The sequence below is a fragment of the Halobacterium sp. KA-6 genome, assembly GCF_021029015.1.
Taxonomy (GTDB): Archaea; Halobacteriota; Halobacteria; order Halobacteriales; family Halobacteriaceae; genus Halobacterium.
Map to the genome: position 1 here is coordinate 447,140 of NZ_JAJJZH010000001.1, position 21,288 is coordinate 468,427.

General features: G+C 66.7%; 27 protein-coding genes, 1 tRNA gene and 1 other RNA gene. 14 read left to right on the plus strand and 15 right to left on the minus strand.

Translation table 11 applies throughout. From position 1 onward, the window contains the following. Positions 1-220 precede the first annotated feature (220 nt). Entirely contained in the window at positions 221-1,033 is an 813-nt protein-coding gene (locus tag LPA46_RS02480; RefSeq protein ID WP_230891221.1) for a TrmB family transcriptional regulator, read from the plus strand. Positions 1,034-1,055: 22 nt separating this feature from the next. Here the strand turns inward: LPA46_RS02480 and LPA46_RS02485 are convergent, their stop codons facing one another. After that, positions 1,056-1,379 carry a hypothetical protein gene (locus tag LPA46_RS02485; RefSeq protein ID WP_230891222.1) on the minus strand — a complete coding sequence of 108 codons (324 nt, stop codon included), beginning with the start codon at positions 1,377-1,379 and terminating at the stop codon, positions 1,056-1,058. Between the two features lie 338 nt (positions 1,380-1,717). On the opposite strand from LPA46_RS02485, the gene LPA46_RS02490 reads away from it, so the two are divergent. Next, positions 1,718-2,143 (plus strand): type IV pilin, encoded by a 426-nt coding sequence (locus tag LPA46_RS02490; protein WP_230891223.1) that lies wholly within the window; start codon positions 1,718-1,720, stop codon positions 2,141-2,143. 183 nt (positions 2,144-2,326) lie between these two features. On the opposite strand, the gene LPA46_RS02495 is transcribed toward LPA46_RS02490, so the two are convergent. The 3 genes from LPA46_RS02495 to LPA46_RS02505 all read right to left on the minus strand — a co-directional run bounded on the left by LPA46_RS02495 (position 2,327) and on the right by LPA46_RS02505 (position 3,558). Next, positions 2,327-2,839: a hypothetical protein gene (locus tag LPA46_RS02495; RefSeq protein ID WP_230891224.1), complete on the minus strand. Its 513-nt coding sequence runs from the start codon at positions 2,837-2,839 to the stop codon at positions 2,327-2,329. Further along, positions 2,840-3,142 (minus strand): hypothetical protein, encoded by a 303-nt coding sequence (locus LPA46_RS02500; protein WP_230891225.1) that lies wholly within the window; start codon positions 3,140-3,142, stop codon positions 2,840-2,842. It abuts the gene before it with no gap. Between the two features lie 341 nt (positions 3,143-3,483). Continuing rightward, positions 3,484-3,558 (minus strand) — tRNA-Arg (locus LPA46_RS02505). A gap of 107 nt (positions 3,559-3,665) precedes the next feature. Here LPA46_RS02505 and LPA46_RS02510 point away from each other — a divergent pair. From LPA46_RS02510 to LPA46_RS02520, 3 genes are all read left to right on the plus strand, one after another. Then, a complete protein-coding gene (locus LPA46_RS02510; protein ID WP_230891226.1) occupies positions 3,666-4,505 on the plus strand; it encodes a geranylgeranylglycerol-phosphate geranylgeranyltransferase in 840 nt (279 codons plus the stop codon). 120 nt (positions 4,506-4,625) lie between these two features. Then, positions 4,626-5,273: an RAD55 family ATPase gene (locus LPA46_RS02515; protein ID WP_230891227.1), complete on the plus strand. Its 648-nt coding sequence runs from the start codon at positions 4,626-4,628 to the stop codon at positions 5,271-5,273. Between the two features lie 31 nt (positions 5,274-5,304). Further along, the gene (locus LPA46_RS02520; protein WP_230891228.1) at positions 5,305-5,715 is read left to right on the plus strand and encodes a CoA-binding protein; all 411 of its coding nucleotides are present in this window, start codon (positions 5,305-5,307) and stop codon (positions 5,713-5,715) included. A gap of 9 nt (positions 5,716-5,724) precedes the next feature. On the opposite strand, the gene LPA46_RS02525 is transcribed toward LPA46_RS02520, so the two are convergent. From LPA46_RS02525 to LPA46_RS02540, 4 genes are all read right to left on the minus strand, one after another. Beyond that, positions 5,725-6,378, minus strand: a complete 654-nt coding sequence (locus LPA46_RS02525) for an AIM24 family protein (protein ID WP_230891229.1) — start codon at positions 6,376-6,378, stop codon at positions 5,725-5,727. 95 nt (positions 6,379-6,473) lie between these two features. Continuing rightward, the gene (locus LPA46_RS02530; RefSeq protein ID WP_230891230.1) at positions 6,474-7,454 is read right to left on the minus strand and encodes a PLP-dependent cysteine synthase family protein; all 981 of its coding nucleotides are present in this window, start codon (positions 7,452-7,454) and stop codon (positions 6,474-6,476) included. 27 nt (positions 7,455-7,481) lie between these two features. After that, positions 7,482-7,778, minus strand: coding sequence for a DUF5798 family protein (locus tag LPA46_RS02535; protein WP_230891231.1), 297 nt, complete (start codon positions 7,776-7,778; stop codon positions 7,482-7,484). 66 nt (positions 7,779-7,844) lie between these two features. Continuing rightward, positions 7,845-8,867 (minus strand): hypothetical protein, encoded by a 1,023-nt coding sequence (locus LPA46_RS02540; protein WP_230891232.1) that lies wholly within the window; start codon positions 8,865-8,867, stop codon positions 7,845-7,847. A 104-nt stretch (positions 8,868-8,971) separates the two neighbouring features. Between LPA46_RS02540 and ffs the strand changes: the two genes are divergently transcribed. After that, an RNA gene (gene ffs, locus LPA46_RS02545) (signal recognition particle sRNA) lies at positions 8,972-9,284 on the plus strand. Positions 9,285-9,421: 137 nt separating this feature from the next. On the opposite strand, the gene LPA46_RS02550 is transcribed toward ffs, so the two are convergent. From LPA46_RS02550 to LPA46_RS02570, 5 genes are all read right to left on the minus strand, one after another. Next, positions 9,422-10,072, minus strand: a complete 651-nt coding sequence (locus LPA46_RS02550) for a DUF7504 family protein (RefSeq protein WP_230891233.1) — start codon at positions 10,070-10,072, stop codon at positions 9,422-9,424. Continuing rightward, positions 10,065-10,943, minus strand: a complete 879-nt coding sequence (locus LPA46_RS02555) for a GAF domain-containing protein (protein WP_230891234.1) — start codon at positions 10,941-10,943, stop codon at positions 10,065-10,067. Before LPA46_RS02555 ends, LPA46_RS02550 begins: the two co-directional genes overlap by 8 nt. A 157-nt stretch (positions 10,944-11,100) precedes the next feature. Then, a complete protein-coding gene (locus LPA46_RS02560) occupies positions 11,101-11,970 on the minus strand; it encodes a mechanosensitive ion channel family protein (protein ID WP_230891235.1) in 870 nt (289 codons plus the stop codon). Continuing rightward, positions 11,970-12,212 (minus strand): YhbY family RNA-binding protein, encoded by a 243-nt coding sequence (locus LPA46_RS02565; RefSeq protein WP_230889946.1) that lies wholly within the window; start codon positions 12,210-12,212, stop codon positions 11,970-11,972. Before LPA46_RS02565 ends, LPA46_RS02560 begins: the two co-directional genes overlap by 1 nt. A 63-nt stretch (positions 12,213-12,275) precedes the next feature. Beyond that, positions 12,276-12,551, minus strand: a complete 276-nt coding sequence (locus LPA46_RS02570; protein ID WP_230891236.1) for a ribonuclease P protein component 4 — start codon at positions 12,549-12,551, stop codon at positions 12,276-12,278. 73 nt (positions 12,552-12,624) lie between these two features. Here LPA46_RS02570 and LPA46_RS02575 point away from each other — a divergent pair, with 73 nt between their 5' ends. Then, positions 12,625-13,713, plus strand: a complete 1,089-nt coding sequence (locus LPA46_RS02575; protein WP_230891237.1) for a glycosyltransferase family 4 protein — start codon at positions 12,625-12,627, stop codon at positions 13,711-13,713. 1 nt (position 13,714) lies between these two features. Continuing rightward, positions 13,715-14,827 carry a glycosyltransferase gene (locus LPA46_RS02580; RefSeq protein ID WP_230891238.1) on the plus strand — a complete coding sequence of 371 codons (1,113 nt, stop codon included), beginning with the start codon at positions 13,715-13,717 and terminating at the stop codon, positions 14,825-14,827. On the opposite strand, the gene LPA46_RS02585 is transcribed toward LPA46_RS02580, so the two are convergent. After that, positions 14,824-15,225, minus strand: a complete 402-nt coding sequence (locus LPA46_RS02585; RefSeq protein ID WP_230891239.1) for a hypothetical protein — start codon at positions 15,223-15,225, stop codon at positions 14,824-14,826. The two genes, LPA46_RS02580 and LPA46_RS02585, sit on opposite strands and share 4 nt — an antisense overlap. A 60-nt stretch (positions 15,226-15,285) precedes the next feature. Further along, on the minus strand, positions 15,286-16,101 hold the full coding sequence (locus LPA46_RS02590; RefSeq protein ID WP_230891632.1) for a DUF2797 domain-containing protein: 816 nt from the start codon (positions 16,099-16,101) through the stop codon (positions 15,286-15,288). A gap of 120 nt (positions 16,102-16,221) precedes the next feature. Here LPA46_RS02590 and LPA46_RS02595 point away from each other — a divergent pair, with 120 nt between their 5' ends. The 6 genes from LPA46_RS02595 to LPA46_RS02620 all read left to right on the plus strand — a co-directional run bounded on the left by LPA46_RS02595 (position 16,222) and on the right by LPA46_RS02620 (position 21,261). Next, on the plus strand, positions 16,222-16,836 hold the full coding sequence (locus tag LPA46_RS02595) for a VOC family protein (protein WP_230891240.1): 615 nt from the start codon (positions 16,222-16,224) through the stop codon (positions 16,834-16,836). A gap of 30 nt (positions 16,837-16,866) precedes the next feature. Beyond that, positions 16,867-17,880: a VOC family protein gene (locus tag LPA46_RS18955; protein ID WP_230891241.1), complete on the plus strand. Its 1,014-nt coding sequence runs from the start codon at positions 16,867-16,869 to the stop codon at positions 17,878-17,880. After that, entirely contained in the window at positions 17,873-18,526 is a 654-nt protein-coding gene (locus tag LPA46_RS02605) for an alpha/beta hydrolase (RefSeq protein WP_230891242.1), read from the plus strand. Before LPA46_RS18955 ends, LPA46_RS02605 begins: the two co-directional genes overlap by 8 nt. A gap of 200 nt (positions 18,527-18,726) precedes the next feature. After that, on the plus strand, positions 18,727-19,134 hold the full coding sequence (locus LPA46_RS02610; protein WP_230891243.1) for a DoxX family protein: 408 nt from the start codon (positions 18,727-18,729) through the stop codon (positions 19,132-19,134). Between the two features lie 395 nt (positions 19,135-19,529). Continuing rightward, positions 19,530-20,915 carry an ammonium transporter gene (locus LPA46_RS02615; RefSeq protein WP_230891244.1) on the plus strand — a complete coding sequence of 462 codons (1,386 nt, stop codon included), beginning with the start codon at positions 19,530-19,532 and terminating at the stop codon, positions 20,913-20,915. Then, entirely contained in the window at positions 20,908-21,261 is a 354-nt protein-coding gene (locus LPA46_RS02620) for a P-II family nitrogen regulator (protein WP_269073539.1), read from the plus strand. The genes LPA46_RS02615 and LPA46_RS02620 overlap by 8 nt, the downstream gene beginning before the upstream one ends. Positions 21,262-21,288: the final 27 nt, after the last annotated feature.

Genomic DNA, 21,288 nt, shown 5'->3' on the forward strand with positions numbered 1-21,288 from the left:
ACGAGCGAAGCGAGTCCGATATTGCCGCTCGCTATCGCGACTCTTCTGTCACTGTAGGAATCACAAATAATCCTCGGAATAGCGGTGAGACAACAGTTTACGGCACTTATGGATGGATCACTGTCACCGCTACTGACGGTTACAGTAACAACGCATATCCGTCCTGCAGTGCTACTCTTCGTTAGACTCCCGGACTCGTCCGGGCTGCGCGTTGGGACACATGACCAGGAACGAGAACGCCGAGGAGGCCATCGACGTCCTCCAAGAACTCGGCTTGAAAGAGTACGAAGCCAAGTGCTTCGTCGGCCTGACACGGGTTCCGACGGGCACGGCGAAAAAGCTCAGCGAAATCACCGACGTGCCGCGAACACGGATTTACGACGCGATTCGCGTCCTGGAGGCACAGGGACTCGTCGAAATTCAGCACTCCAGTCCCCAGCAGTTCCGCGCCGTCCCGCTGGCGGAAGCCACCGAGACGCTGCGCGACCGGTACGAATCCCGCGTCGAACAGCTCCGCGACGCGCTCGAAGCCGTCGAGAGCGTCGAGAGCGACGCGAAGTCCTCGGTCCAGGAAGTGTGGACGCTGACCGGACAGACCGCAATCGCAAACCGCGCGAACCAGCTCGTCGAGGACGCCGACGACGAAGTCGTGCTGGTCGTCGGCGACCGCTCCCTGCTGACCGACGAACTCGTCGAACACCTGAACGGCTTCCCCGAGGACGTCGACCTGGCCATCGGCACCGTCTCGGCGTCCGCACAGGCCGAGATTCAGGATGCGGTGCCAGAGGCCACGACGTTCATCTCCGGGCTGGAGTGGCTCCGGAGCGAGACTGACGCCGACCACGACGTCGGCATCGGTCGGCTCATGCTCGTCGACCAGTCGTCGTTCCTCGTGAGTTCCATCATGCCCGACACGCACACCGAGCAAGCCATCTTCGGCACCGGCGTCGGGAACGGGCTCGTCGTCGTCGCGCGCCGCCTCATGGCGCAGGGGCTCGTGCCGGGCCGCGACCCCGAACAGGCCGACGAGTAGCGTCCCGCTCCCTCGGCCCGCGTCAGAGGTCCGTCTGGATGTCGACGATGGTTTTCGCGGTCTCGAAGATGTCGTCGGCAGCCAGAAACGCCTCCACGGAGTCGAAGTCCGCGGGCTCGGTCGGAATCTGGAGTTCGAGATCGTCGTCGTCGAGCCCACCCGTAATCCGTGCGAGCGACTGCTTCCCGCCCGCCTGCACGTGAATCACCGCGTTCACGGTGTCGTCCTCGACTTGCACGTGTTGAATCTCCAGCGGGCCGTCCTGCCCGCCGTCCGCGTAGTGTACCACCGCGGGCACCGCGGGCACCGCGTCCATCTGCACCAGTTTCGTGCCGAGTGTCGCCATGCTGGAATACGCGCCGCACGGCCGGAAAAACGGCGCGGCTCGCGCACCTGAATGGATTCTCGCTATCGGGAACTCGACGCCGTGCCGAGATTGCCCACAAAACTTTCACCGGCGGGCGGGAGGAGTACGTTCACCCCGGTAGGATTCCGAGGTCAGTCAGCATCTCGACGTTGATTTCTTCGTGGGCCTGGCATCGCCACGGTCCGCCCCCTCTCACTCGTCAGACGAGCGTCTTTCACATGTTAGATTGGCTATGACCTGCCACAGAGGTTTTATTACAGGTGATGGCCATTTGAGTGTAAGCGCTGACCATCGGTGTCATGCGTGTGACGAGAACCATGAAAATCAGCTTCGAAATCCCTGACCGCGACGAACGTGGGGTCTCGCCGGTCATCGGCGTCATCCTGATGGTAGCGATTACAGTCATCCTGGCCGCCGTCATCGCCAGCTTCGTACTCGGCTTCGGCGACTCCGTGAGCGAGAACGTGCAGGCGGGGGCGGATATCAGTCAGACAGACGACGGTAATGCGAGCGTGACGTGGATTAGCGAGGGGAATGCGGTCAACCTCAGTGTCTCTACAACTAGCACCGACACTAACGCCACCGACGGCGTCAATCTCGCTGAAGTCGGGGATACCGTGAAAGTGTATAATACTGCGGACGGCCCGATTTCAACCACGATTACGGTCACCGCGTACGGTGAAGGCGGTTCCCAGACCGTCGTCACGCAGGAGGAAGTCACGCTCACGAACAGCACCGCGTAGCGGGCTGTAGTGCCGTCTTTTGCGGATTTTTGTCGGATAGCGCACAGCAATCCGCTAACCGACGAGGTGCTAGCTAACGGCGATCGATCCAGAAACGAGACCGCACTTTGCCAGATACGAACAACATATTATCCTTCGTTGACGGTCACCAGCGAGTGACGAACAGCCCCAGTCACTTCGCTTCTAGTCGTTCGTGAGGAGCGAGCGTGCGCGTTGGACGTAGCTGTTGTCGTCCCAACTGCGGGCCGTACTGATGTCGGCGAGGAGTGCAAGCGCATCCTCCGAAGACAGTTGCTCCGTTCGAACGAATACCGAGAGGAGCGTCGGCGTCGTGACGAGTCGCGTATCGGCCAGCGACGCGTGAATGAGCCCGAGTCGATTGAATTCGTCACACGGCAGGAGGGCTGCTTCGGTGTTGTTCGCGAGCGTCACGGCGGCGTTCTCACCGTCATCGAGTGGAAATTCCGTGTCCAGTTCGACTGTCTGGGTCATCGCGTCGTCGATTCGGTCCAGAACGTCGGTTGCGGCGCGACCGTGTTCGTCGTCGTAGGACGCGATTTCGCGGAGCTCGTCCACAACGACAGTCGGAATGCGGACGTCGTAGGCGGAGAAACATAGAGAGAGCGGGCTGAAGTCGCTATCAGCTGGGATACCAAGGCTGACGAGTGCGGAGGTGTCTGCGACGAGCGTCGCCATTTATTGCTCGGCGATGTCGTCGACGAAGTCTTCGTTCAGTTGCTGTTTGAGGACACGGAGGTTCGCAGCTTCTTCGGCGCCGACGAGGGATTTGAGTTGGTCGTAGGAGATTTCGTCGTCGTAGTAGGCGGCGGCAATTTCCTGGGTGAGGGCGTCGTCGTGGGTGGCGTCTTGGAGGTACTCGCGGAGGGCAGTGACGAGGATGTCGGTTCGGTCCTCGCCGAGAACGGTTGCGAGTGCGTCTGTGCGGTCGATGAGGCGGTCCGGAGCGCGGAATTGCACTCGCTTCTTGTCGGCGCTCATGATGTGTACGTTGTGGGCCTGTCCACTTATCCGTTGCCGTGTGTACAGTGTGAGCCAACTTGGTGGGCCTGCTCGGACGAGTTCGACGGAGGCCCTCACAACGGAAGATGGGACCAGCGTGAGAGGCAAGCAGTTACTCGGTAGCGAGTGACGTGTGACTTCGGAGGATTCGGTAGAAACCGGTCGCGCGAAATCATCGGGGACAGCCTTGTGAGAACCCCCGAAATGGCGCTATAGGATTTGAACCGGAGGCAGACGTGCTCGCTTCGCTGCGCGCGACTGCCAGGGTTCAAATTCTTCGGCCCGGATGTAGATCCTCACCTACGTCCGTCGCAAAATGATGGGCGCTGCAGGATTTGAACCCGCGGCGTCTTGGTCCGAAGCCAAGTGCTCTGTCCAAGCTGAGCTAAGCGCCCGGCACGCGAACGTAGACGGAGGTCGGCTTTAAACCCGGTGATTCGGTACGGGCGGGGGTTCGGTCGTATCGCCTCCTTTATTCGGGGTGGTCCGCGTACGCGTGGGCATGAGCGTGGCGGCGACAGTTCGAGGGCTGGTGGAGCTCACGCGGCCAGTGAACACGGTCGCGGCGGGCGCGTTGACGTTCATCGGGGCGTTCGTCGCCGGTGGGGCGTTCGCGGAGCCGGCGGCGACGGCGGCCGCGGTGGGGGCGACGTGGTTCGCGACGGCGGCAGGGATGGCGATAAACGACTACTTCGACCGGGAGATCGACCGCATCAACAATCCGGAGCGGCCGATTCCGCGGGGTGCGGTGTCCGAGCGCGGTGCGCTCGCGTTCAGTCTCGCGCTGTTCGCGGGTGCGATGTTGCTCGCGCTGCAGTTGCCGCCGCTGGCGCTGGGCATCGCGGCAGTAAACCTCGTCGCGCTGGTGACGTACACGGAGTACTTCAAGGGGCTGCCGGGCGCGGGGAACGCGCTGGTCGCGTACCTCGTCGGGAGCACGTTCCTGTTCGGCGCGGCGGCCGTGGGCGACCCGCTGGCGGGCGGCGTGCTCGCGGTGCTGGCAGCGCTGTCGACGTTCACGCGCGAGGTCATCAAGGACGTCGAGGACGTGGCCGGAGACCGCGAGGAGGGGCTGCGGACGCTCCCCATCGTCGTGGGCGAGCGGCACGCGCTCGTGCTCGGGACCGTGCTCTTGGTGATCGCCGTGCTCGCGAGCCCGGTGCCGTACCTGGTTGGGACGTTCGGGGTTTGGTATCTCGTCGTCGTGGCACCCGCGGACGCGGTGATGTTGGCGGCGGCGTACCGGAGTTTCGACGACCCGGAGGCGGGCCAGCAACTACTGAAGGCCGGGACGTTCGTTGCCGCTGTAGCGTTTATCGCCGGTCGGCTGGCCGCCCCGTAAGGCGGCCAATCAAAAGGAATATAAGCGAATCAGCATATCTTTCGGGCAGATGAGAACGGGGGAGCACGACTCGTCGACACGCCACCCCCCGGTCGCAGTCGGGACGCGAGGGGTAGCATAATGTACGAGCTTGGCGCGGCCTTCTCGGACGTGAACGTCGACCCGGGGACCAACATCCTCGTTGAGGGACCGCCGATGAGCGGCAAGCGAGACTTCGGATTCGACATCCTCGCGACCGGCGCTTGGGAAGGCGAGGGTGCCATCGTCGTGTCGACGAAGGACAGCGCCGAGCGCATCATCGAGGACTTCGCCGAGCACGTCGGCGAGGCCGAGCCGCTGCTGGGCGTCGTCGACTGCGTCACCAAACAGCAGGGGATGGGGACGGCGACGGAGTCCGAACTCGTGCGCTACGCGTCCTCGCCGGTGGACCTCACCGGCATCGGTATCGAGCTCTCCGAGCTGCTGCGCGCGCTCTACCAGCAGCGCGGCGTCACCCGCAACCGCATTCTCCTGCACTCGCTGTCGACGCTGTTGATGTACTCGGACCTCCAGACGGTGTTCCGGTTCCTCCACGTGTTCACGGGGCGCGTGCAGAGCGCGGACGCCCTCGGTGTGTTCGTCGTCGACTCCAGCGCCCACGACGAGCAGACGGTGAGCACGCTCAAACAACTGTTCGACGGCATCGTCACGATTCGGGAGCGCGAGGACGGCGGCTTCGAGTCGCGCCTCGTCGGCATCGACGACGGCACCGACTGGCGGGACCTGTAGCTTTTTCGCTGCGGCCGCCCAACGAGAGCGTATGCCCGTCGAATCCGACGCCGAACTCGGGGAGATTCTGGAGCACGACCACGTCGCCGTCGTCGGCTGTTCCTCGACGCCAGGGAAGGCTGCCCACGACGTCCCCCAGTACCTCCTCGACCACGGCTACGACGTGATTCCCGTGAACCCGTACGCCGACGAACTCTTCGGGCGGGAGGCCTACGACTCGCTGTCCGATGTTGACGAACAGGTCGACATCGTGGACGTGTTCCGGCCTAGCGAGGAGGTCGCAGCTATTGTTGACGAAGCTATCGCGCGCGACGACGTGCAGGTCGTCTGGACGCAACTCGGCATCCGCGACGACGACGCCGCCCAGCGCGCCGAAGACGCGGGGCTGCGCGTCGTCCAGGACAAGTGCATGAAAGTCGAGCACGGCCGCTTGAAGGCCTGAAACCCTACTCTACATCTGCCCGCCTTCTTCGTGGGGTTGGAGAACGACGAATCCCTCGTCGGCGGTGAACTCCATCTGGACGGACTCGCCGGAGGTCTGCCCGATTTCGAGCGCCTTGTTCACGGAGAACGACGGCGAGAGACCGTCGCTCCACGCGACCGTCGCGTCCGGGTCGGTCTTCACGGGTGGCGTCACGACCAGCGGGTCGCCGTGCGTCGTGACGGCGACTTCGCCGGGACCAGTCAGGTAGACGTTCGTCAGTCCGCTCGCGGCAGCCCCCGAGAGGCTGCCGACGGTGTTGATTTCGTAGTCGACGCTCGACTCGAACGCGAGCACGTCGTTGCCGTTGACGGAGAGCGACTCGCCGGCGTCGAGGTCGAGAGTCTGGACTTTCTTGCTGCGGTCGGCGACGTAGAGGTAGCCGGAGCCTTCCGCGACCATGACCGGCGTCCCTTCGCTGGTCACGGCTTCCTTGACGAAGCCGGTGAGGCCGCCCTCGGCGGTCGACTTCCCGGTGAACGTCAACTCGCCGGTGTAACCGACCATCGAGCCGGCGCGAATCATCACGGTTCCGTCGACTGGGATGCCGAGGAGGCGGTTGTTCTCCTTGCGAAACCCGTCGGCGTCGGCTTCGGCGGCTCGTGGGAGATTCGAGAGGTCCATGGGGACGTCGGCCCGGTTCTCGACAGTCCGAGTTATAGGCTTCGTCGAGTGACGCGTCGTGCGAACGCTCCCGCTCCGACAGTGGTCGGGTGGCGTCAGCCCTCCCACTCCTCGTAGCTGCCGTAGACGCCCTTCGAGAGGTAGCGCTCGCTGGAGTCCGGGAAGACGGTGACCACGCAGTCGTGTGGCAAGTCGAGGTCGCCGGCCGCCGCGCGCTCGGCGACGTCCAGCGCTGCGAGACAGTTCGCGGCGGAGCTGGACGCCACGAGGTGGCCTTCCTCGCGGGCGAGCCGCTGCATCTCCGCGTGCGTGTCCTCGTCGGGTATCTGGACGACGTCGTCGACGAACTCGGGGTCGAACAGCTCGTTCGTCGTCGGGTCGTGAGTGCCGATGCCCTCGGTCTTGTACTCGCCCTTCTCGACGTCGGTTCCCTGTGTGGTCGCGTACAGTGACCCCTTCGGTTCGACGGCCGTGACGTGGAGGTAGGGCACTCGCTCGCGGAGGAACCGGCCCGTGCCCATGAGCGTGCCCGCGGTGCCACAGCCCGCGACGAGCGCGCCGACCTCGCCGTCGAGCGCCTCGCCGATTTCGGGGCCCGTGGTCTCGTAGTGGGCTCGTGGGTTCAGCGGGTTCGAGAACTGCTGGGGGACGACGGCGTCGTCGAGTTCCTCGGCGAGTTCGTGGGCGCGCTCGATGGCGCCGCCCATCCCGTGCTCGGTGGGCGTGTTGATGACGTCGGCACCGAGCGCGCGCATCAACTGCTGTTTCTCGACGCTGAAGCGCTCGGGGACGACGAAGACGGCGTCGACGTCGAGCTGGCCGGCGGCGACCGCGAACCCGATGCCGGTGTTGCCGGCGGTCGGCTCGACGACGGTGCCGCCCTCGGAGAGTTTTCCCGAGTCGAGCATCGCTTCGAGCATGTACTTCCCGATGCGGTCTTTCACGCTCGCGCCGGGGTTGAACGACTCCAGTTTCGCGTACACCGGGACGTCGTCGGGCGACGCGTGGACGCGCACGAGCGGCGTCTCCCCGATAGTCTCTAGCACCGAGTCCAGCGGCCTCCGGTGGGTGGTCATCTGGCCGGTAATTCTTGCCTGGGTTCTTTAGTCGTTGCCATCCACACGCTCGCTGCCGGCGTCGCCGACGCCAGCCTCCGCGGCGGCCTCGGACTCAGTGCCGACGACGCTCTCGACGTCGACACCCTCCTTCTCGGCGAGCGCTTCGACGAGCGCGCGCTGCTCGGCGAGTTCGGCTTCGAGGTCCGCGACGCGGCCGTGGGTGTCCTCGACGGTCTCGGTCAGGTCGTTGACCTGCTCCCGGAGGCGCTCGAAGCGCTCGTAGAGCTTGTCCGCCATCTCCGTCACTTTCTGGAGCTTCTTCGCGGTCGAGCCGAATCCCATGGCCGGCAGTAGACGTTCGCCCGGGATGACCGTTTCCCTCGGCTGTAGTGCCAGCGGTCGCTTCTGCTACTCGGGCCACGCCGCCGCGAGGTCCGCGAGGAAGTCGGCGTACGCCGCGACTGCGGCATCCCACTCTTCGCCGCCTGCTCGACAGGCGTCCGCCAACTCGCCGAGGCGTTGGTCGTCGTGTTCGGAGACCAGACACAGCATCTGATAGACGGTGGATTCGGCGGGCGTCGCGCCGTCGTCGGCCTCGTGGACGAGTCGCCGCACTCGTTCCGGGGACATGTCCATCGTGATGCCCGACCCCGGAATCGTCTTCGCCATTTTCGGGTAGCTGTTCAGCCCCGGGACCATGCGCGTGAACAATCCCTCGAAGGCGGGCTCGAACGGCGTCTTCTCGGTGTAGTACTCGTTTGCGAGCACGAGCGCGTGCTCGTCGACGCCGAGCACGAACACGGTCTGGTCGTAGTCGTCCTCGACTGTGGGGTGGAGGAAGTCCGCGAGACAGAGCAGCGACGCGACCCGACCGCCGAACCTCGTGGCACCTGTCGCGTCGTCGTGGGTCAGTTGGTCGTCGTCGTACACCGTCCGGAGTTGTTCGACCCACTCGGTCGGCTCCACGTCGAACGTCGGGCCGTCCTCGAACTCGAAATAGGGGGCGAGCCGGAACGCCGTCTGCATCACATCGCGGTCGTCGTACTGCGTGCGCACCTCGCCACCGTATCCGATTCGGTCGAGGAACGTCCGGTAGTCGTCGGCGAGCGAGCGCACCACGTCGAGGTCGCGGCCGTCGCTGGCGTACTTCTCGTAGTCGGCGAGCAGAAACTGCGTGTCCAAGCCCGCCTCGTGGAGGCGCTTGACTGCGTACATCTGCGCGACGGTGCCGACGTGCGGCGTTCCGGTGAGGCCCGCACTCGCGACGAACAGCGTGTCGCGGTCGTCGGCCTCCCGGAGCGCATCAGTGTCGGTCGTCGCGACGAACGCGCGGTCTACGAGCGACGCCGACAGCGACCCGATGTCGACGTCCGGGCGGTCGTAGTCGAACTCCTCGCGGACGGCTTCGTAGTGGTCGAGCAGTGCCGACATGGCTGGCAGTTTTCGCAGCGACGCTAAAGTGCTAACGCGCTCCGTGATGTCATACAACGCAGCGGTCGTCCCGAAAGGCCCTTAAGAGGGAGTCGACTACGATGAACTGGACTAGGCCGGGCGGTTTGGCCCCGCCCTCTACCCGCGAGACAGTCATCAGCGGGGGCCGAAATCCGGGGGAGTCCGGTCGACCCGTCCGGGCCCCGGAAGCCAACGTGGAAGCCTCGTCCTTCGGGGACGGCGGCCCGCGGCGCGCACCTGCAAGGGTGTCGCCGTCGCGGTTCGTCGGTGCCACTCCGTCAGGCACGGAAGTGAGCAGCGGAGCACCGAACGCTCGTCGCTCGGAGGGTCGCGGGGTGGAGAAGGCGACCGGGACTACCCGGGCAGGAACGCCGGGCCACCTCGGCCCGTCCAACCATTCATACGTACCTTTTACAGCCGCGAGCCGACGGCTCGCGGCTGCAAAATCTACGCTAAAAAACCGCACAGCGACGGCACGGCGAGCTGCGTTCGTCGTTCGTCAGCCGGCGCGCATAGCGCGCCGCTCTCGTCTCTTACTCCGTTTCGACGTCGAAACTTACCCACTCGCGGGGCTGGTCGGGGACGCCGCGGGCGCGGAGTTCTTGGCCGGATTCGGTCTCGCGGACGTCGATGCGCGCCGAGCAGAACTGCGTGATGGTGCTCACGGTCTGCTCGTCGTGCATCCCGGGGTCGATGCAGAACACGCCGATGCCGTCGATAGCGTCGATGCGGCCGACGAGCGTGTGCACGAACCGCGAGACAGGCTTGAGGTCGCCGAACGACAGCAGCGTCGACACCGAGAACAGGCCCGTGCGCACGCGCTCGACGCCGGACTCGCGGAACGTCCGGTCGACGTCCGAGTAGCGCATGCCGATGCCGGTCAGGTCCGACGGTCCGGAGACCGGTAGGACCTGCGCGCGGACGCTCTGGTCCTCGTCGCCGACGCAGTCCAGAATCGCGGCGCGCTCCTCGTCGAGTTCGAAGCCGCTGCGCGCCCAGTCGTCGGCGATGCGGCCCGCGCGCTGGTTCGTGCTGACGAGAATCGCGCCCTCGTCGGGCGGCCCGGAGAGCATCCGGAACGCGAGGTGACGGGTGCCGGCGTGCGACGGCCCGACGACCAGCACGCTCGTGCCCGGGCGCAGCGACACTAGCGGCAGCCCCTCGAAGTCGTAGTCGTCAGTCATCCCGACCACCCCGCCGCGCGTCGCGGATTCGCCGCCGCAGTGTCAGCTGTTCCATCGCCTCGTCGCCGAGCATCGACAGCAGCTCGCGGTCGCGGTCCGGGAACCCCCGGGATTCGCCGTCCTGCACGCAGAACGTCCCGATGGCTTCCCCGTCCGGCGTGACCAGCGGCTTGCCCGCGTAGAACCGGATGTTTGCGGCGCGCAGCGCGTCGTTGTCCGCGAACCGTGGGTCCGCTTGGACGTTCTCGACGACGGTCACGTCGTCGTCCAGAATCGCGTACGTGCACACCGACTCGTCGCGGTCCATCGTGCCGAAGTCGATGCCGTGGCACGACAGGAACTCCTCGGTGTGGGTGTCGATGATGCCGACGGCGGCGGAGTCGACGTCCAAGAGCTCGGCCGCGAGCTCGGTGAGGCGGTCGAGGGAATCGCCAAGCGACTCGGTCTCGCTGGTGTATCGTTCGAGCGCGGCGAGCCTGGCGTCCTCGTTCTCCGGCAGCGGGTACGCGGTCTGGCTGCGAAACGCCAGCGCGTGCTCGACGACGTCGACGAGTTCGTCGTGGTCGTCGTCCTTGTGCACGTACTCCGCGACTAGGGAGCCGAACGCACCGGTGTCGATGTTGTCCAGCGACGTCGCCGTGAACAGCACGCAGGCTGCGTCGGGGTAGCGCTCGCGCACCGCGTCCACGAGTTCGAGGCCGGTGCCGTCCGGGAGTTCGTGTTCCGTGACGACGCACTCGACGGCGTGCTCGTCGAGGACGGCCCGGCCGTCGGCGAGCGAGCCGGCCGCTACCACGTCGAAGCCGGCCTCGGAGAGCGCGGCCCGCGTGCGTTCGCGGGCCGACGCGTCGGGGTCTACGCAGAGAATCATACGCGCTGTACACTATCTGGCCCCGTAAAATTTCATCCTCGTCGGGGCGTCCACGTGCTGTTCCAGCGACCCGTCACGCCATCACGTCAACTCGTGTATCGTTGGCCGGGCACCCCAGTTCGCGGGCGAACCGGGTGGCCCGCCGCGGCGGACCGCGTTATTCGAGGTGTTCGGTCGCCGGCGACCCCGAAATCTCGACCTCGCCGTCGAGCGTGCGAATCGGGTACGGGATGTCGATGCCCGCCTCGTCGAAGCGCTCTTTGACCGACTGGACGTACTCGCTGCGGGTCCTCACGAAGTCCGACCGCGAGGGGTTGGCAATCCAGAACCGCGACTTGAGGCCGACATAGGAGTCGCCGAGTTCGGTCAGCCGCACCGTCACGCCCGGGTCGTCGAGGATGCCGTCGTGGGCCTCGGCTTCCTCGACGATGATTTCGGTGGCCTCGTCGATGTCGTCGTCGTAGCCGATGCCGAACAGGAACTGCTGGCGGAGCTTGTCCTTCGCCACCGGGTTCTTGATGACGTCGTCCGTGAGGTTCGAGTTCGGTACCGTGAGCAGTTCGTTGTCGAACGTGCGCACGCGGGTGACGCGGAGGCTGATGTCCTCGACGACGCCGGCGTTGCCGTCCCACTCGATCCAGTCGTCGACGCGGAACGGCTCGTCCGTGTAGATGAACACGCCCGCGACGAAGTTCTTGATGACGTCCTGCATCGCGAACCCGACGGCGAGCGTCGCCGCGGCGGCGATGGTCGCGAGGCTCGTCAGGAAGTTCCCGTAGCCCGCGAACCCGAACGCCACCGAGATGGCGACGAAGACGACGGCGAAGTTCACGAGCTTCTGGAGGGGCTTGCGGGCGTGGGCGTCGAGGTCGCGGCGGCGGAGCACGCGGTCGAACAGCGGGCGCACGACCACCTTCCCGACGAGGTAGATGGCGACGAACGCCGCGACGAAGTAGAGGAACTGCGTGACTGCGCCCGCGTACTGCGGCACGAGTTCCCGGATGAACGGCAGCGGCTCCACTGGCATTACTGGTACACCGCCGTGTTACCGCGCGTCTCCACGACGTCCGCGCCGGCGAGGTCCGCGAGCTGGTCGGCGAGCTCCTCGGTGGAGCCCTCGCCGCGCGCCGAACGCAGGAACTTCACTTTCACGACGTCCCGGTCGTCGAGCTGGTCAGAGAGTTCGTCCGCGACCGCGTCCACGCCCGCCTTCCCCACCCAGACCGTGACGTCGGCCTCGTGGGCTTGCTTCGCTAGGTCCTCGCTCATGTTCTATCAACAGTTCAGGCCGCGAGGCTTTGAAACTTGTTGCATCGGTCGCGGCCGGCTCTGCTACTCGTAGGGGTACCGGGACTGGTGGCCGCAGTCGCAGGTGACGACGACGTGGCCGTCCTGCGTGCGGACGCGGGCGTTCCGGCCGGGGACGAGGTAGGCGTCGCAGGCGTCGCAAGTGGACCGCCGGAACTCGCGGGGGAGCGTGAGCCGGTTGCGTTCCGCGAGCCGGCGCGCGAGGCGGACGTACTCGCGGGCGCGGTCGTCGTCGCCCTCGCGGGCGGCCTCCCGTGCCAGGGCGTGCAGTCGCTCGATTCGCTCCGCCGCGATGGACATATCTACGGGCAGGCGTGGGTGACCGAAGACAGTTCCGGTAGGATTATCGGCGACGGTCGGCTTGCGTCGGACGATGCGGGCGCTGAACTACCTCGAATTCGAGGACCGGCTCCGCGGGGGAATCGTGACGGCGACGCGCCAGCAGCGCGAGGCCCTCGCGACGACGGCCGTCGAGGTGGTGGAGACGCCGTGGCGCGCGGGCAACCCGGTGCAGTCGCTGGGCACGCTGTTCGCTGGCGAAGGCTACTTCGCGGACTACGACCTCGTGCACTGCAACCTCGTCGGGCCGGGGAGCGTCGCCGTCGCGCGGCACGCCAAGCGCAACGACATTCCGCTCGTGCTGCACGCGCACGTCACGAAGGAGGACTTCGCGGAGTCCTTCAGGGGGTCGTCGACGGTCGCCCCCGCGCTGGAACCCTACCTGCGGTGGTTCTACTCGCAGGCCGACCTCGTGCTCTGCCCCAGCGAGTACACCAGGGGCGTCCTCGAATCCTACCCGGTGGACGCGCCAATCAAGCAGATTTCGAACGGCGTGGACGTCGAGAGTTTGGCGGGCTACGACCAGTTCCGCGAGGACACTCGGGAGCGCTTCGACCTCGACGGCATGGTCGTGTACGCCGTCGGCGAGGTGTTCGAGCGCAAGGGCCTCACGATGTTCTGCGAACTCGCGAAGGCCACGGAGTACGACTTCGCGTGGTTCGGCCCCTACGACGAGGGGCCACAGGCCGGGAAAGCCACGCGAAAGTGGGTGAACAATCCGCCGGAGAACGTGACGTTCACCGGCTACATGGAGGACAAGCGCGCGGCGTTCGGCGCGGGCGACGTCTACCTCTTCCCCGCGAAAGTCGAGAACCAGGGCATCGCCGTCTTGGAGGCGATGGCCTGCGGGAAGCCGGTCGTCCTCCGGGACATCGACGTGTTCCGGGAGTTCTTCACGGACGGCGAGGACTGCCTGATGTGCTCGACGTTCGCGGAGTTCCGAGACGCCCTCCAGCGGCTCGCCGACAACCCCGAACTCCGGGAGGGCCTCGGCGAGAACGCCCGGGAGACCGCCGAGTCGCACAGCCTCGCTCGCGTCGGCGACGAACTCGAAGCCGCCTACCAGGGCCTCGTCGACGGCGTGCCACCGGAAGAGGTCGCTGCGGGCGACGCGGAGGGGTAGCGTGAGCGAGGACTTGCCGACCGTCGCGGCGTTCACGGATTCGTACCTGCCGACGGTCAACGGCGTGACCTACACGGTTTCGACGTGGCACGACCGCTGGCAGTCCCGGGGCGGCGAGATGCCGGTCGTCTACCCGCGCGCGGACTACGACGCCGGGCCAGCGGAGCACGCCGTGCCGAGCCTGGGGTTCCCGTTCTACGAGGGCTACCGGATGGCGCTCCCGCGCACTCCGAGCGCCGTCGTGGACCTCGACGTTGACGTCGTGCACGCGCACACGCCGTTCGGCCTCGGACTCGCCGGCCTGCGGTTCGCGCGCAAGCACGACCTCCCGTTCGTCGCGTCCTACCACACGCCCACGGCCGAGTACGCCAACTACGTCGTCCCCGACGCGGCGACGGGCGTCGTCCGGCGCGCGAGCGAGCGCTGGGAGCGCTGGTTCCTCGACCACGCCGACCTCGTGTTGACGCCGAGCGAGCGCACCCGCGACCACGTCTGGGACCTCGGCGTCGACGCGCCGGTGGAACCACTCCCGAACGGCGTCGACGTCCAGACGTTCCGGCCGGTCGACACCGACGACTTCCGCGCGCGCCACGACCTCCCCGAAGACGAGGCGCTGGTCGGCTACACCGGCCGCCACGGCTACGAGAAGCGGCTCTCGGACCTGCTCGCGGCCGCGGAAGGACTGGACGCGACGGTCGTCTTCGGCGGGGACGGCCCCGCCCGCGACGACCTCGAAGCCGAAGCCCGCGAGCGCGACGCCGATGTGCGCTTTCTGGGGTTCCTCGACCGCGAGGAACTGCCGGCGTTCTACGCCGCGCTGGACGCGTTCGCGTTCCCCAGCCCCGTCGAGACGGAGGGCCTGGTCGCCCTGGAGGCCAACGCCTGCGGGACGCCCGTCGCGGGGGTGAACGCCGGCGCGCTCGCCGAGACCATCGACGACGGCGAAACCGGCTATCACTACGAACCCGGCGACATCGACGGCTTCCGCGAGGCCATCGAGCGCACGCTCGACGAACGCGAACGCCTCGCACAGAACTGTCTCGCGCGCCGCGAGGCGATTAGCGTCGAACGCGCAATCGACGACTTAGAAGAGCTGTACGGCGAACTGCGCTAGTCTTCGAGCGCGTTCGCGATGCGGTCGAGCTTGTTGTTCGTGCGTTCGAGCTCCTTGCGGAGCTGTTCGAGTTCGCGCTCGACCTTCTCGCTGGTGCCGCCCTCGGACTCCTCGCCGCGGCCGCCACCCATACCGGGCGGGCCGCCACCGCCGCCACCGCCCATCATGCCGCCCATCATCTGCGCGAACGGGTTGCCGCCACCGCCGCCACCCATTCCGGGCGGGCCGCCACCGCCGCCGCCCATGGCTTCTTGCATCCGCTCGCGGGGGCCGCCTTCACCCTCTTCGCCCTCGTCCCGTTCCTGCGCGCGTTCCTCTCGGATTTCCTCGACGCGCTCTCGGAAGGACTTCTCCTCCTCGTCTCCCTCGTTCTCGGCGTCGGATTCGTCGTCTGCCATACCATCTGGTTCACTACCCGCACGGAAAAAAGTCGCTTTCCACGGTCGCGTTCGCCGCGTCTAGAACGCGCCGAGACTCGACTGGCGGTCCCGCTCGCTCGCGCCCTCGGTGACGTCGTAGCCCACGAGGTCGCGCATGTCCACGGCGTACGTCGTCCCACCGCGCTCCAACGTGAGCACGCGCCCCTTCGTGCCGAGCACGGTCCCCGTGGCCATCGTCTCCGCCACCGGGCGCGCGTCGAAGGCCAGCCCGTAGTCGAAGTCGAAGCGCTCGATGGGGTCGTACGCCGCGACGAGGGCGTCCCACGCGTCGTCGTCCACGCGCTCGGCGAATCCCCGGATTTTGGTGGGGACGCGCACGCGGTCGGCAATCTCCTCGGCGATGCCGTACTCGATTTGCCGCGCGCGCTTGCCGTCCTCGACGGTTCGGATGTGGGCCGCGCGGTCCGCGCCCTGCTCGCGCAGCCGCGTGTCGAGTCGCCACGAGCGCGTCACGCCCACCTTGAACGTGTCCGGTGCGAACGCCGCGAGGTAGACGGCGTGCTCCTCGTGGCACGACTCGCGGGGCATCGCGCAGTTCCCGACGCAGCGCGCGCACGGCCACGTCGACGTGTGGTCGTCGCAGTACGGCGCGTCCTCGTTCCCGCAGGCCTCGTGGACGTCCGCAGAACACTCTGTGTTCCGATGGGCTGGGGAAGACGACTCAGTCGTCTTCCCAACGCCGTCCTCGGTCGCGCCCGCGCAGTGGCGCTCGGCGAGCGCGTACGCCAGCGACTCGCCCGCCAGCAGCGGCACGCGCTCGACGCGCCCCTCGCTGGCGACGCGGAGTGCGGCCGGCCCCTCGCCGGGCGTCGTCTTGTACCCCACAATCTGCACGCTCGCGGGTACGCCGCTCCCGAATAAAGCGGTGACGTTCCCCGGCCCGATGACGTGCGTGTCACCCGGTGGCGTCGACACCCGCGAGCGCTTATCCGACCGGACGGCCTACGGAGGGGTATGGCAGACGAATCCATTCCCGTCTCCGCAGAAGCACCCGACAGCCCGTTCCGGACCACGGGCACCGACCACATCACCATCTGGGGGAGCAACCCCGACGACACCATCGCGTTCTACCGCGACCTGCTCGGGATGCCGCTCGTGCTCCGCCAGCCGAACCTCGACGACCCCTCGCAGACGCACCTGTTCTTCGACACCGGCGACGGCCGCATCCTCACCGTCTTCGTCAGCGACGACCGCGCCTCGAACCGCGGCCGCATCCCCACGCAGACAGGCAGCGTCCACCACCTTTCATTTTCAATTGAGGCGGAGGATTTCGAGGACGTCATGGAAGCCCTCGACGATGCCGGCCACGGCTACAACGTCTTCGACCGCGGCATCTTCTTCTCGCTGTACACGCAGGACAACAACGGCCTCATCGTCGAACTCTCCGCGGACAAGTACGACATCCCGGACGACCGCCGCGGCGAAGTGCTGGCGACCGCCCAGCGTCTCCGCGAGGCGGACGGCGCGGACTTCGCCGAGGACCGCCACATGAAGCAGGCTCTCGAAGAGCTCGGCCTCGACGCCGAACCCGCGGACCTGCCCGACGCCTCCACCGGCGTCGGCTACTGAACGCTCCCCGCCTCGGTTTTCCCCACACTCGTGCTCACTGACACGCCCGGCATCCACCACGTCACCGGCCTCGTCGAGTCCGCCCAGCGCAACGTCGACTTCTACGCCGGCGTCCTCGGGCTGCGGCTCGTCAAGCGCACGGTCAACCAGAACGACATGCTGCGCTACCACCTCTTCTACGGGAACGAGGCCGGCGACCCCGGGACCGTGCTGACGTGCTTCCCGTACCCCAACGAGGTGCCGGGCCGCGTCGGCAAACCCCAGATTTCGGCGGTGGCGTTCGTCGTCCCGGAAGGCTCGCTGCCGTACTGGCGCGGCCGCCTCGCCGACCACGGCGTTGGGAAGACGACCGAGTCGTCTTCCCCAGCCCATCGGAACACAGAGTGTTCTGCGGACGTCGACGTAATCGGGACCGACAGCCGGTTCGGCGACCGCGTGCTCCGTTTCACCGACCCGGACGGCACGAACGTCGAACTCGTCGAGGGCGAGGCCCCCGTCGAGCCGTGGACTGGCGGCCCCGTCCCCGAGGCGTACGCGATTCGGTGCGTACACAGCGTCACCGCGCTCCCGACGAACCCCTACACGACTGGCGCGCTGCTGGAGACGCTGGGCCTCGAATTCGTGGGTGAGGAACGCACGCGAGACGAGACGCGGATTCGCTACGAGGCCGACGGCGAGTACGCGACCGTCATCGACCTGCTCGACCGCCCGACCAGCGAGTTCGGGCGCGAGGGAACGGGCTCGATTCAGCACGTCGCCGTGCGCGCCGAGAGTGTCGAGGAACTGTACGAGTGGCACGACTTCCTCCGTGACCGGGACTACGACGTATCGCGCGTGCACGACCGGTACTTCTTCCACTCGCTGTACGTCCGCGAGCCGGGCGGCATCCTCGTCGAACTGGCCACCGAGAAGCCCGGGCTCGCGTTCGACGAGGACGTCGCCGACCTCGGCGAATCGCTCCGGTTGCCCGACCAGTTCGCCGAGGACCGCGACCTCATCGAGCGCCAGCTCCCGCCGCTCTCGGTCCCGTATCTGGATGACTGACGGCGACCCGCACGCCGACCAGCCGGCAGTCACCGCGGGCGCGCCAGCGTCCGTGGCGGCCGCCGTGGTCGTCCTGCTGCACGGGCGCGGCGCGACCGCGCAGGGTGTCGTGAACCTCGCGGAGCCGCTGTACCGCCACGGCGTGACGTTCGTCGCGCCCGACGCCGCGCGCAGCCGGTGGTATCCGTACTCGTCGTTCGCGCCGGTCGAACGCAACGAGCCACACGTCTCGTCGGCACTCGCGGCCGTCGACCGCGTGCTCGCCGACGTGCGCGAGTGGGGCGTGGCAATCGAAGACGTTGTCCTGTTCGGGTTCTCGCAGGGCGCGTTCCTCGCCAGCGAGTACGCCGCGCGCAATCCCCGCAGGTACGGCGGCGTCGCGGCGTTGAGCGGCGGCCTGCTCGGCGAGGAGGTCGACTCCAGCGACTATCATGGTTCGCTCGACGGCGCGCCGGTCTTCCTCGGCGTCGGCGACAGCGACCCGAACGTGCCCGTCGAGCGCGTCCACGAGACCGCGGCCGTGTTCCACGAGTTGAACGGCGACGTCACCGAGCGCGTCTACGAGGGTGTCGGCCACGAGGTCACCGACGACGAGTTCGCGGTTGTCGGGTCGTGGCTCGGCGATATCGTCGGCGAAGAGGTATGAGACGGCACTCTGGCCGAATCGTTGCAGGCGTCCAACTAGTCGGCGACACGCGTGTCACCCGGTGGCCCGCGTATCGCCAAACGTACAAGTAGGTTCTGCAACGAACCAAGTAACGTTGTGAAAGCTACTATCCAGACGTCAGCCGACGCGGCTGCATCGCTCGACGACCACTCCGACTTCCACGCGGAGGTGTCGGCCTGATGGCGGCCGCCGACGTCCTCCTGCTGGTCGCACGCGTGCTGTACGGCAGCGTGCTCGCGTTCATGGGTCTCAACCACTTCATGCAGACCGAAGCCATGACTGGCTACGCCCAGCACAAGGGCCTCCCCGCGCCGAAGCTCTCGGTGCTCGTTTCCGGCGCGGTGCTCGTGTTCGGCGGCCTCTCGGTCGTCGCGGGCGTCCTGCCGGTCGTCGGTGCCGTCGCGCTCGCTGGGTTCCTCGTCGTCTCCGCGCTCACGATGCACGACTTCTGGGCGGTCCCCGAGGACCAACAGCAGGACGAGATGACCGGATTCCTGAAGAACGTCGCCCTCGCGGGCGGCGCGCTCGCCATCGCCGCGTACGCCACGACCGGCTGGGCGTACAGCGTCGGCATCACGCTCTTCTAACTCGGCATCCCCGAGTCGCCACGCGCGTTTCGCAGTCCGGTTTCGTCGTCCAGCCTCGTTCTCACTGGCTCACTGGCTGGAAATATGTTCGTTCCGCCTGCGCACCTCGTGCACATGGAAGCGACAAGCCTATATTTTGAGGGTGAACAGAAATAGATTGTATTTCTTGAGAAACCTGTTGTATTGTCCTTATACACTACCTACACTACCATCGTAATACCATTCGATTAGGCGTTTATACGTTAACCTTTAGTGTAGAAGCCGGGTGTCCAACGATGTGACGGATTTAATGCCTGAACGTGGAGCAATATCAAAGATTAGTGGTCGTGTTCTACAAGAAATGCACCGTTCGCTGAACGTAACTCCGACCTCAGCAGGTGTCGAGGGGCGCGACGATGCTTGAGGGCGCACTCCTCGCGCAGGCGGACGCCGGTACCATCGTCGACGGCGTCAACACCGTCTGGACGCTCGTGGTCTGCTTCCTCATCTTCTTCATGCAGCCGGGCTTCGCGCTGCTGGAAGCTGGGCAGGTACGCGCGAAGAACGTCGCCAACGTCCTGATGAAGAACCTCATGGACTGGGGGATGGGCGTGCTCGTGTTCTTCGTGCTCGGGCTCGGCGTCTTCGGGCTCGCGGGTGCCCTCACGACGCCCGGGGCGGACGTAAGCGTCTCCGCGGCGTTCGCGTACGTCAACGACCCGAGCGCGTGGATCGGCTCGTACCTGTTCAGCGCCGTGTTCGCGATGACCGCGGCGACCATCGTCAGCGGAGCGGTCGCCGAACGCATCAAGTTCAAGGCGTACATCTTCTACTCCATCGGCCTCACGGCGTTCATCTACCCGGTCGTCGCCGGGTTCGCGTGGGGCGGCAACGGCCTGCTGTCGAGCGCGGGCTACGTCGGTCAGGCCATCGGTGCCGGCTTCCTCGACTTCGCGGGCGCGACCGTCGTCCACATGCTCGGCGGCGTCGCCGGCCTCGTCGGCGCGTACATGGTCGGCCCGCGCCGCGGCCGCTACGACTCCGAAGGCAATAGTCAGCCGATTCCCGGTCACTCCATCACGCTGGCCGTGCTCGGGACGTTCATCCTCGCGTTCGGCTGGTACGGTTTCAACGTCGGCACGCAGGCGGCAGTGCTCAGCGTCACGGACGGCGCGCTCTCGTTCACCGGTGACGCGCTCGGTCGCGTCGCGCTGAACACCACCCTCGGCATGGGCGGCGGCGCAGTCGCCGCCGCGCTCGTGACCGGCTGGTCGGACGGCAAGCCCGACCCGCTGTTCACTGCGAGCGGCCTGCTCGCCGGCCTCGTCGCAGTCACGGGTGCTGTCCCCCACGTCACGTGGGTCGGCGGCCTCGTCCTCGGCATCATCGGCGGCGCGCAGGCACCCATCGTCTACCGGTGGGTCACGGACACGCTCAAAATCGACGACGTCGCAGCCGTCTTCCCCGTCCACGGGAGCGCGGGCGCAATCGGGACGCTGCTGATTCCGGTGTTCGCGGTCGACGGCTTCTCCGCCTCGCAGCTGCTGATGCAGGCGGTCGGCATCGGCGTCATCGTCGTCTGGACCGTCGTCACGACGGTGATTGTGTTCAAGATTGCGGACGTCGCCGTCGGGCTCCGCCCCGACGAGGACGACGAAGACATCGGACTCGACCGCAGCGAGCACGGGTACACGGCGTACCCCGAGTTCGTCGACACCGCCGGCGACGGCGGCGTCACGGTCACCAGCGGGGACAGTGGAGCTATGGCAACCGACGGCAGTGGGGTGAACGAAGATGACTGAAAGCGACATCGAACTCGTCATGGCGGTTATCCGGCCGGACAAGCTCTCGGAAGCGAAGCAGGCGCTGGCGGAAGTCGGCGCGCCCAGTCTGACGGTCACGGACGTCAGCGGGCGCGGCAGCCAGCCCGCGATGACCGAGCAGTGGCGCGGCGAGGAGTACACCGTCGACCTCCACCAGAAGGTGAAAATCGAAATCGTCGTCGCGGACATCGACGCCGAGGACGTCGCCGAAGCGCTCAGCGAGGCCGCTCACACGGGCGAACCGGGCGACGGCAAAATCTTCATCCTCCCGGTCTCGGAGGCCTACCAGATTCGGACCGACGAGACGGGCGTCGACGCGGTCTGAGGTAGCGCGGCCCGGTTCGATTTTTCG

Bases quoted from the DNA above. Each gene is read 5' to 3' on its own strand.
- LPA46_RS02480 (WP_230891221.1), top strand. From the start codon at position 221: ATGACCAGGAACGAGAACGCCGAGGAGGCCATCGACGTCCTCCAAGAA.
- LPA46_RS02485 (WP_230891222.1), bottom strand. From the start codon at position 1,379: ATGGCGACACTCGGCACGAAACTGGTGCAGATGGACGCGGTGCCCGCG.
- LPA46_RS02490 (WP_230891223.1), top strand. From the start codon at position 1,718: ATGAAAATCAGCTTCGAAATCCCTGACCGCGACGAACGTGGGGTCTCG.
- LPA46_RS02495 (WP_230891224.1), bottom strand. From the start codon at position 2,839: ATGGCGACGCTCGTCGCAGACACCTCCGCACTCGTCAGCCTTGGTATC.
- LPA46_RS02500 (WP_230891225.1), bottom strand. From the start codon at position 3,142: ATGAGCGCCGACAAGAAGCGAGTGCAATTCCGCGCTCCGGACCGCCTC.
- LPA46_RS02510 (WP_230891226.1), top strand. From the start codon at position 3,666: ATGAGCGTGGCGGCGACAGTTCGAGGGCTGGTGGAGCTCACGCGGCCA.
- LPA46_RS02515 (WP_230891227.1), top strand. From the start codon at position 4,626: ATGTACGAGCTTGGCGCGGCCTTCTCGGACGTGAACGTCGACCCGGGG.
- LPA46_RS02520 (WP_230891228.1), top strand. From the start codon at position 5,305: ATGCCCGTCGAATCCGACGCCGAACTCGGGGAGATTCTGGAGCACGAC.
- LPA46_RS02525 (WP_230891229.1), bottom strand. From the start codon at position 6,378: ATGGACCTCTCGAATCTCCCACGAGCCGCCGAAGCCGACGCCGACGGG.
- LPA46_RS02530 (WP_230891230.1), bottom strand. From the start codon at position 7,454: ATGACCACCCACCGGAGGCCGCTGGACTCGGTGCTAGAGACTATCGGG.
- LPA46_RS02535 (WP_230891231.1), bottom strand. From the start codon at position 7,778: ATGGGATTCGGCTCGACCGCGAAGAAGCTCCAGAAAGTGACGGAGATG.
- LPA46_RS02540 (WP_230891232.1), bottom strand. From the start codon at position 8,867: ATGTCGGCACTGCTCGACCACTACGAAGCCGTCCGCGAGGAGTTCGAC.
- LPA46_RS02550 (WP_230891233.1), bottom strand. From the start codon at position 10,072: ATGACTGACGACTACGACTTCGAGGGGCTGCCGCTAGTGTCGCTGCGC.
- LPA46_RS02555 (WP_230891234.1), bottom strand. From the start codon at position 10,943: ATGATTCTCTGCGTAGACCCCGACGCGTCGGCCCGCGAACGCACGCGG.
- LPA46_RS02560 (WP_230891235.1), bottom strand. From the start codon at position 11,970: ATGCCAGTGGAGCCGCTGCCGTTCATCCGGGAACTCGTGCCGCAGTAC.
- LPA46_RS02565 (WP_230889946.1), bottom strand. From the start codon at position 12,212: ATGAGCGAGGACCTAGCGAAGCAAGCCCACGAGGCCGACGTCACGGTC.
- LPA46_RS02570 (WP_230891236.1), bottom strand. From the start codon at position 12,551: ATGTCCATCGCGGCGGAGCGAATCGAGCGACTGCACGCCCTGGCACGG.
- LPA46_RS02575 (WP_230891237.1), top strand. From the start codon at position 12,625: ATGCGGGCGCTGAACTACCTCGAATTCGAGGACCGGCTCCGCGGGGGA.
- LPA46_RS02585 (WP_230891239.1), bottom strand. From the start codon at position 15,225: ATGGCAGACGACGAATCCGACGCCGAGAACGAGGGAGACGAGGAGGAG.
- LPA46_RS02595 (WP_230891240.1), top strand. From the start codon at position 16,222: ATGGCAGACGAATCCATTCCCGTCTCCGCAGAAGCACCCGACAGCCCG.
- LPA46_RS02605 (WP_230891242.1), top strand. From the start codon at position 17,873: ATGACTGACGGCGACCCGCACGCCGACCAGCCGGCAGTCACCGCGGGC.
- LPA46_RS02610 (WP_230891243.1), top strand. From the start codon at position 18,727: ATGGCGGCCGCCGACGTCCTCCTGCTGGTCGCACGCGTGCTGTACGGC.
- LPA46_RS02615 (WP_230891244.1), top strand. From the start codon at position 19,530: ATGCTTGAGGGCGCACTCCTCGCGCAGGCGGACGCCGGTACCATCGTC.
- LPA46_RS02620 (WP_269073539.1), top strand. From the start codon at position 20,908: ATGACTGAAAGCGACATCGAACTCGTCATGGCGGTTATCCGGCCGGAC.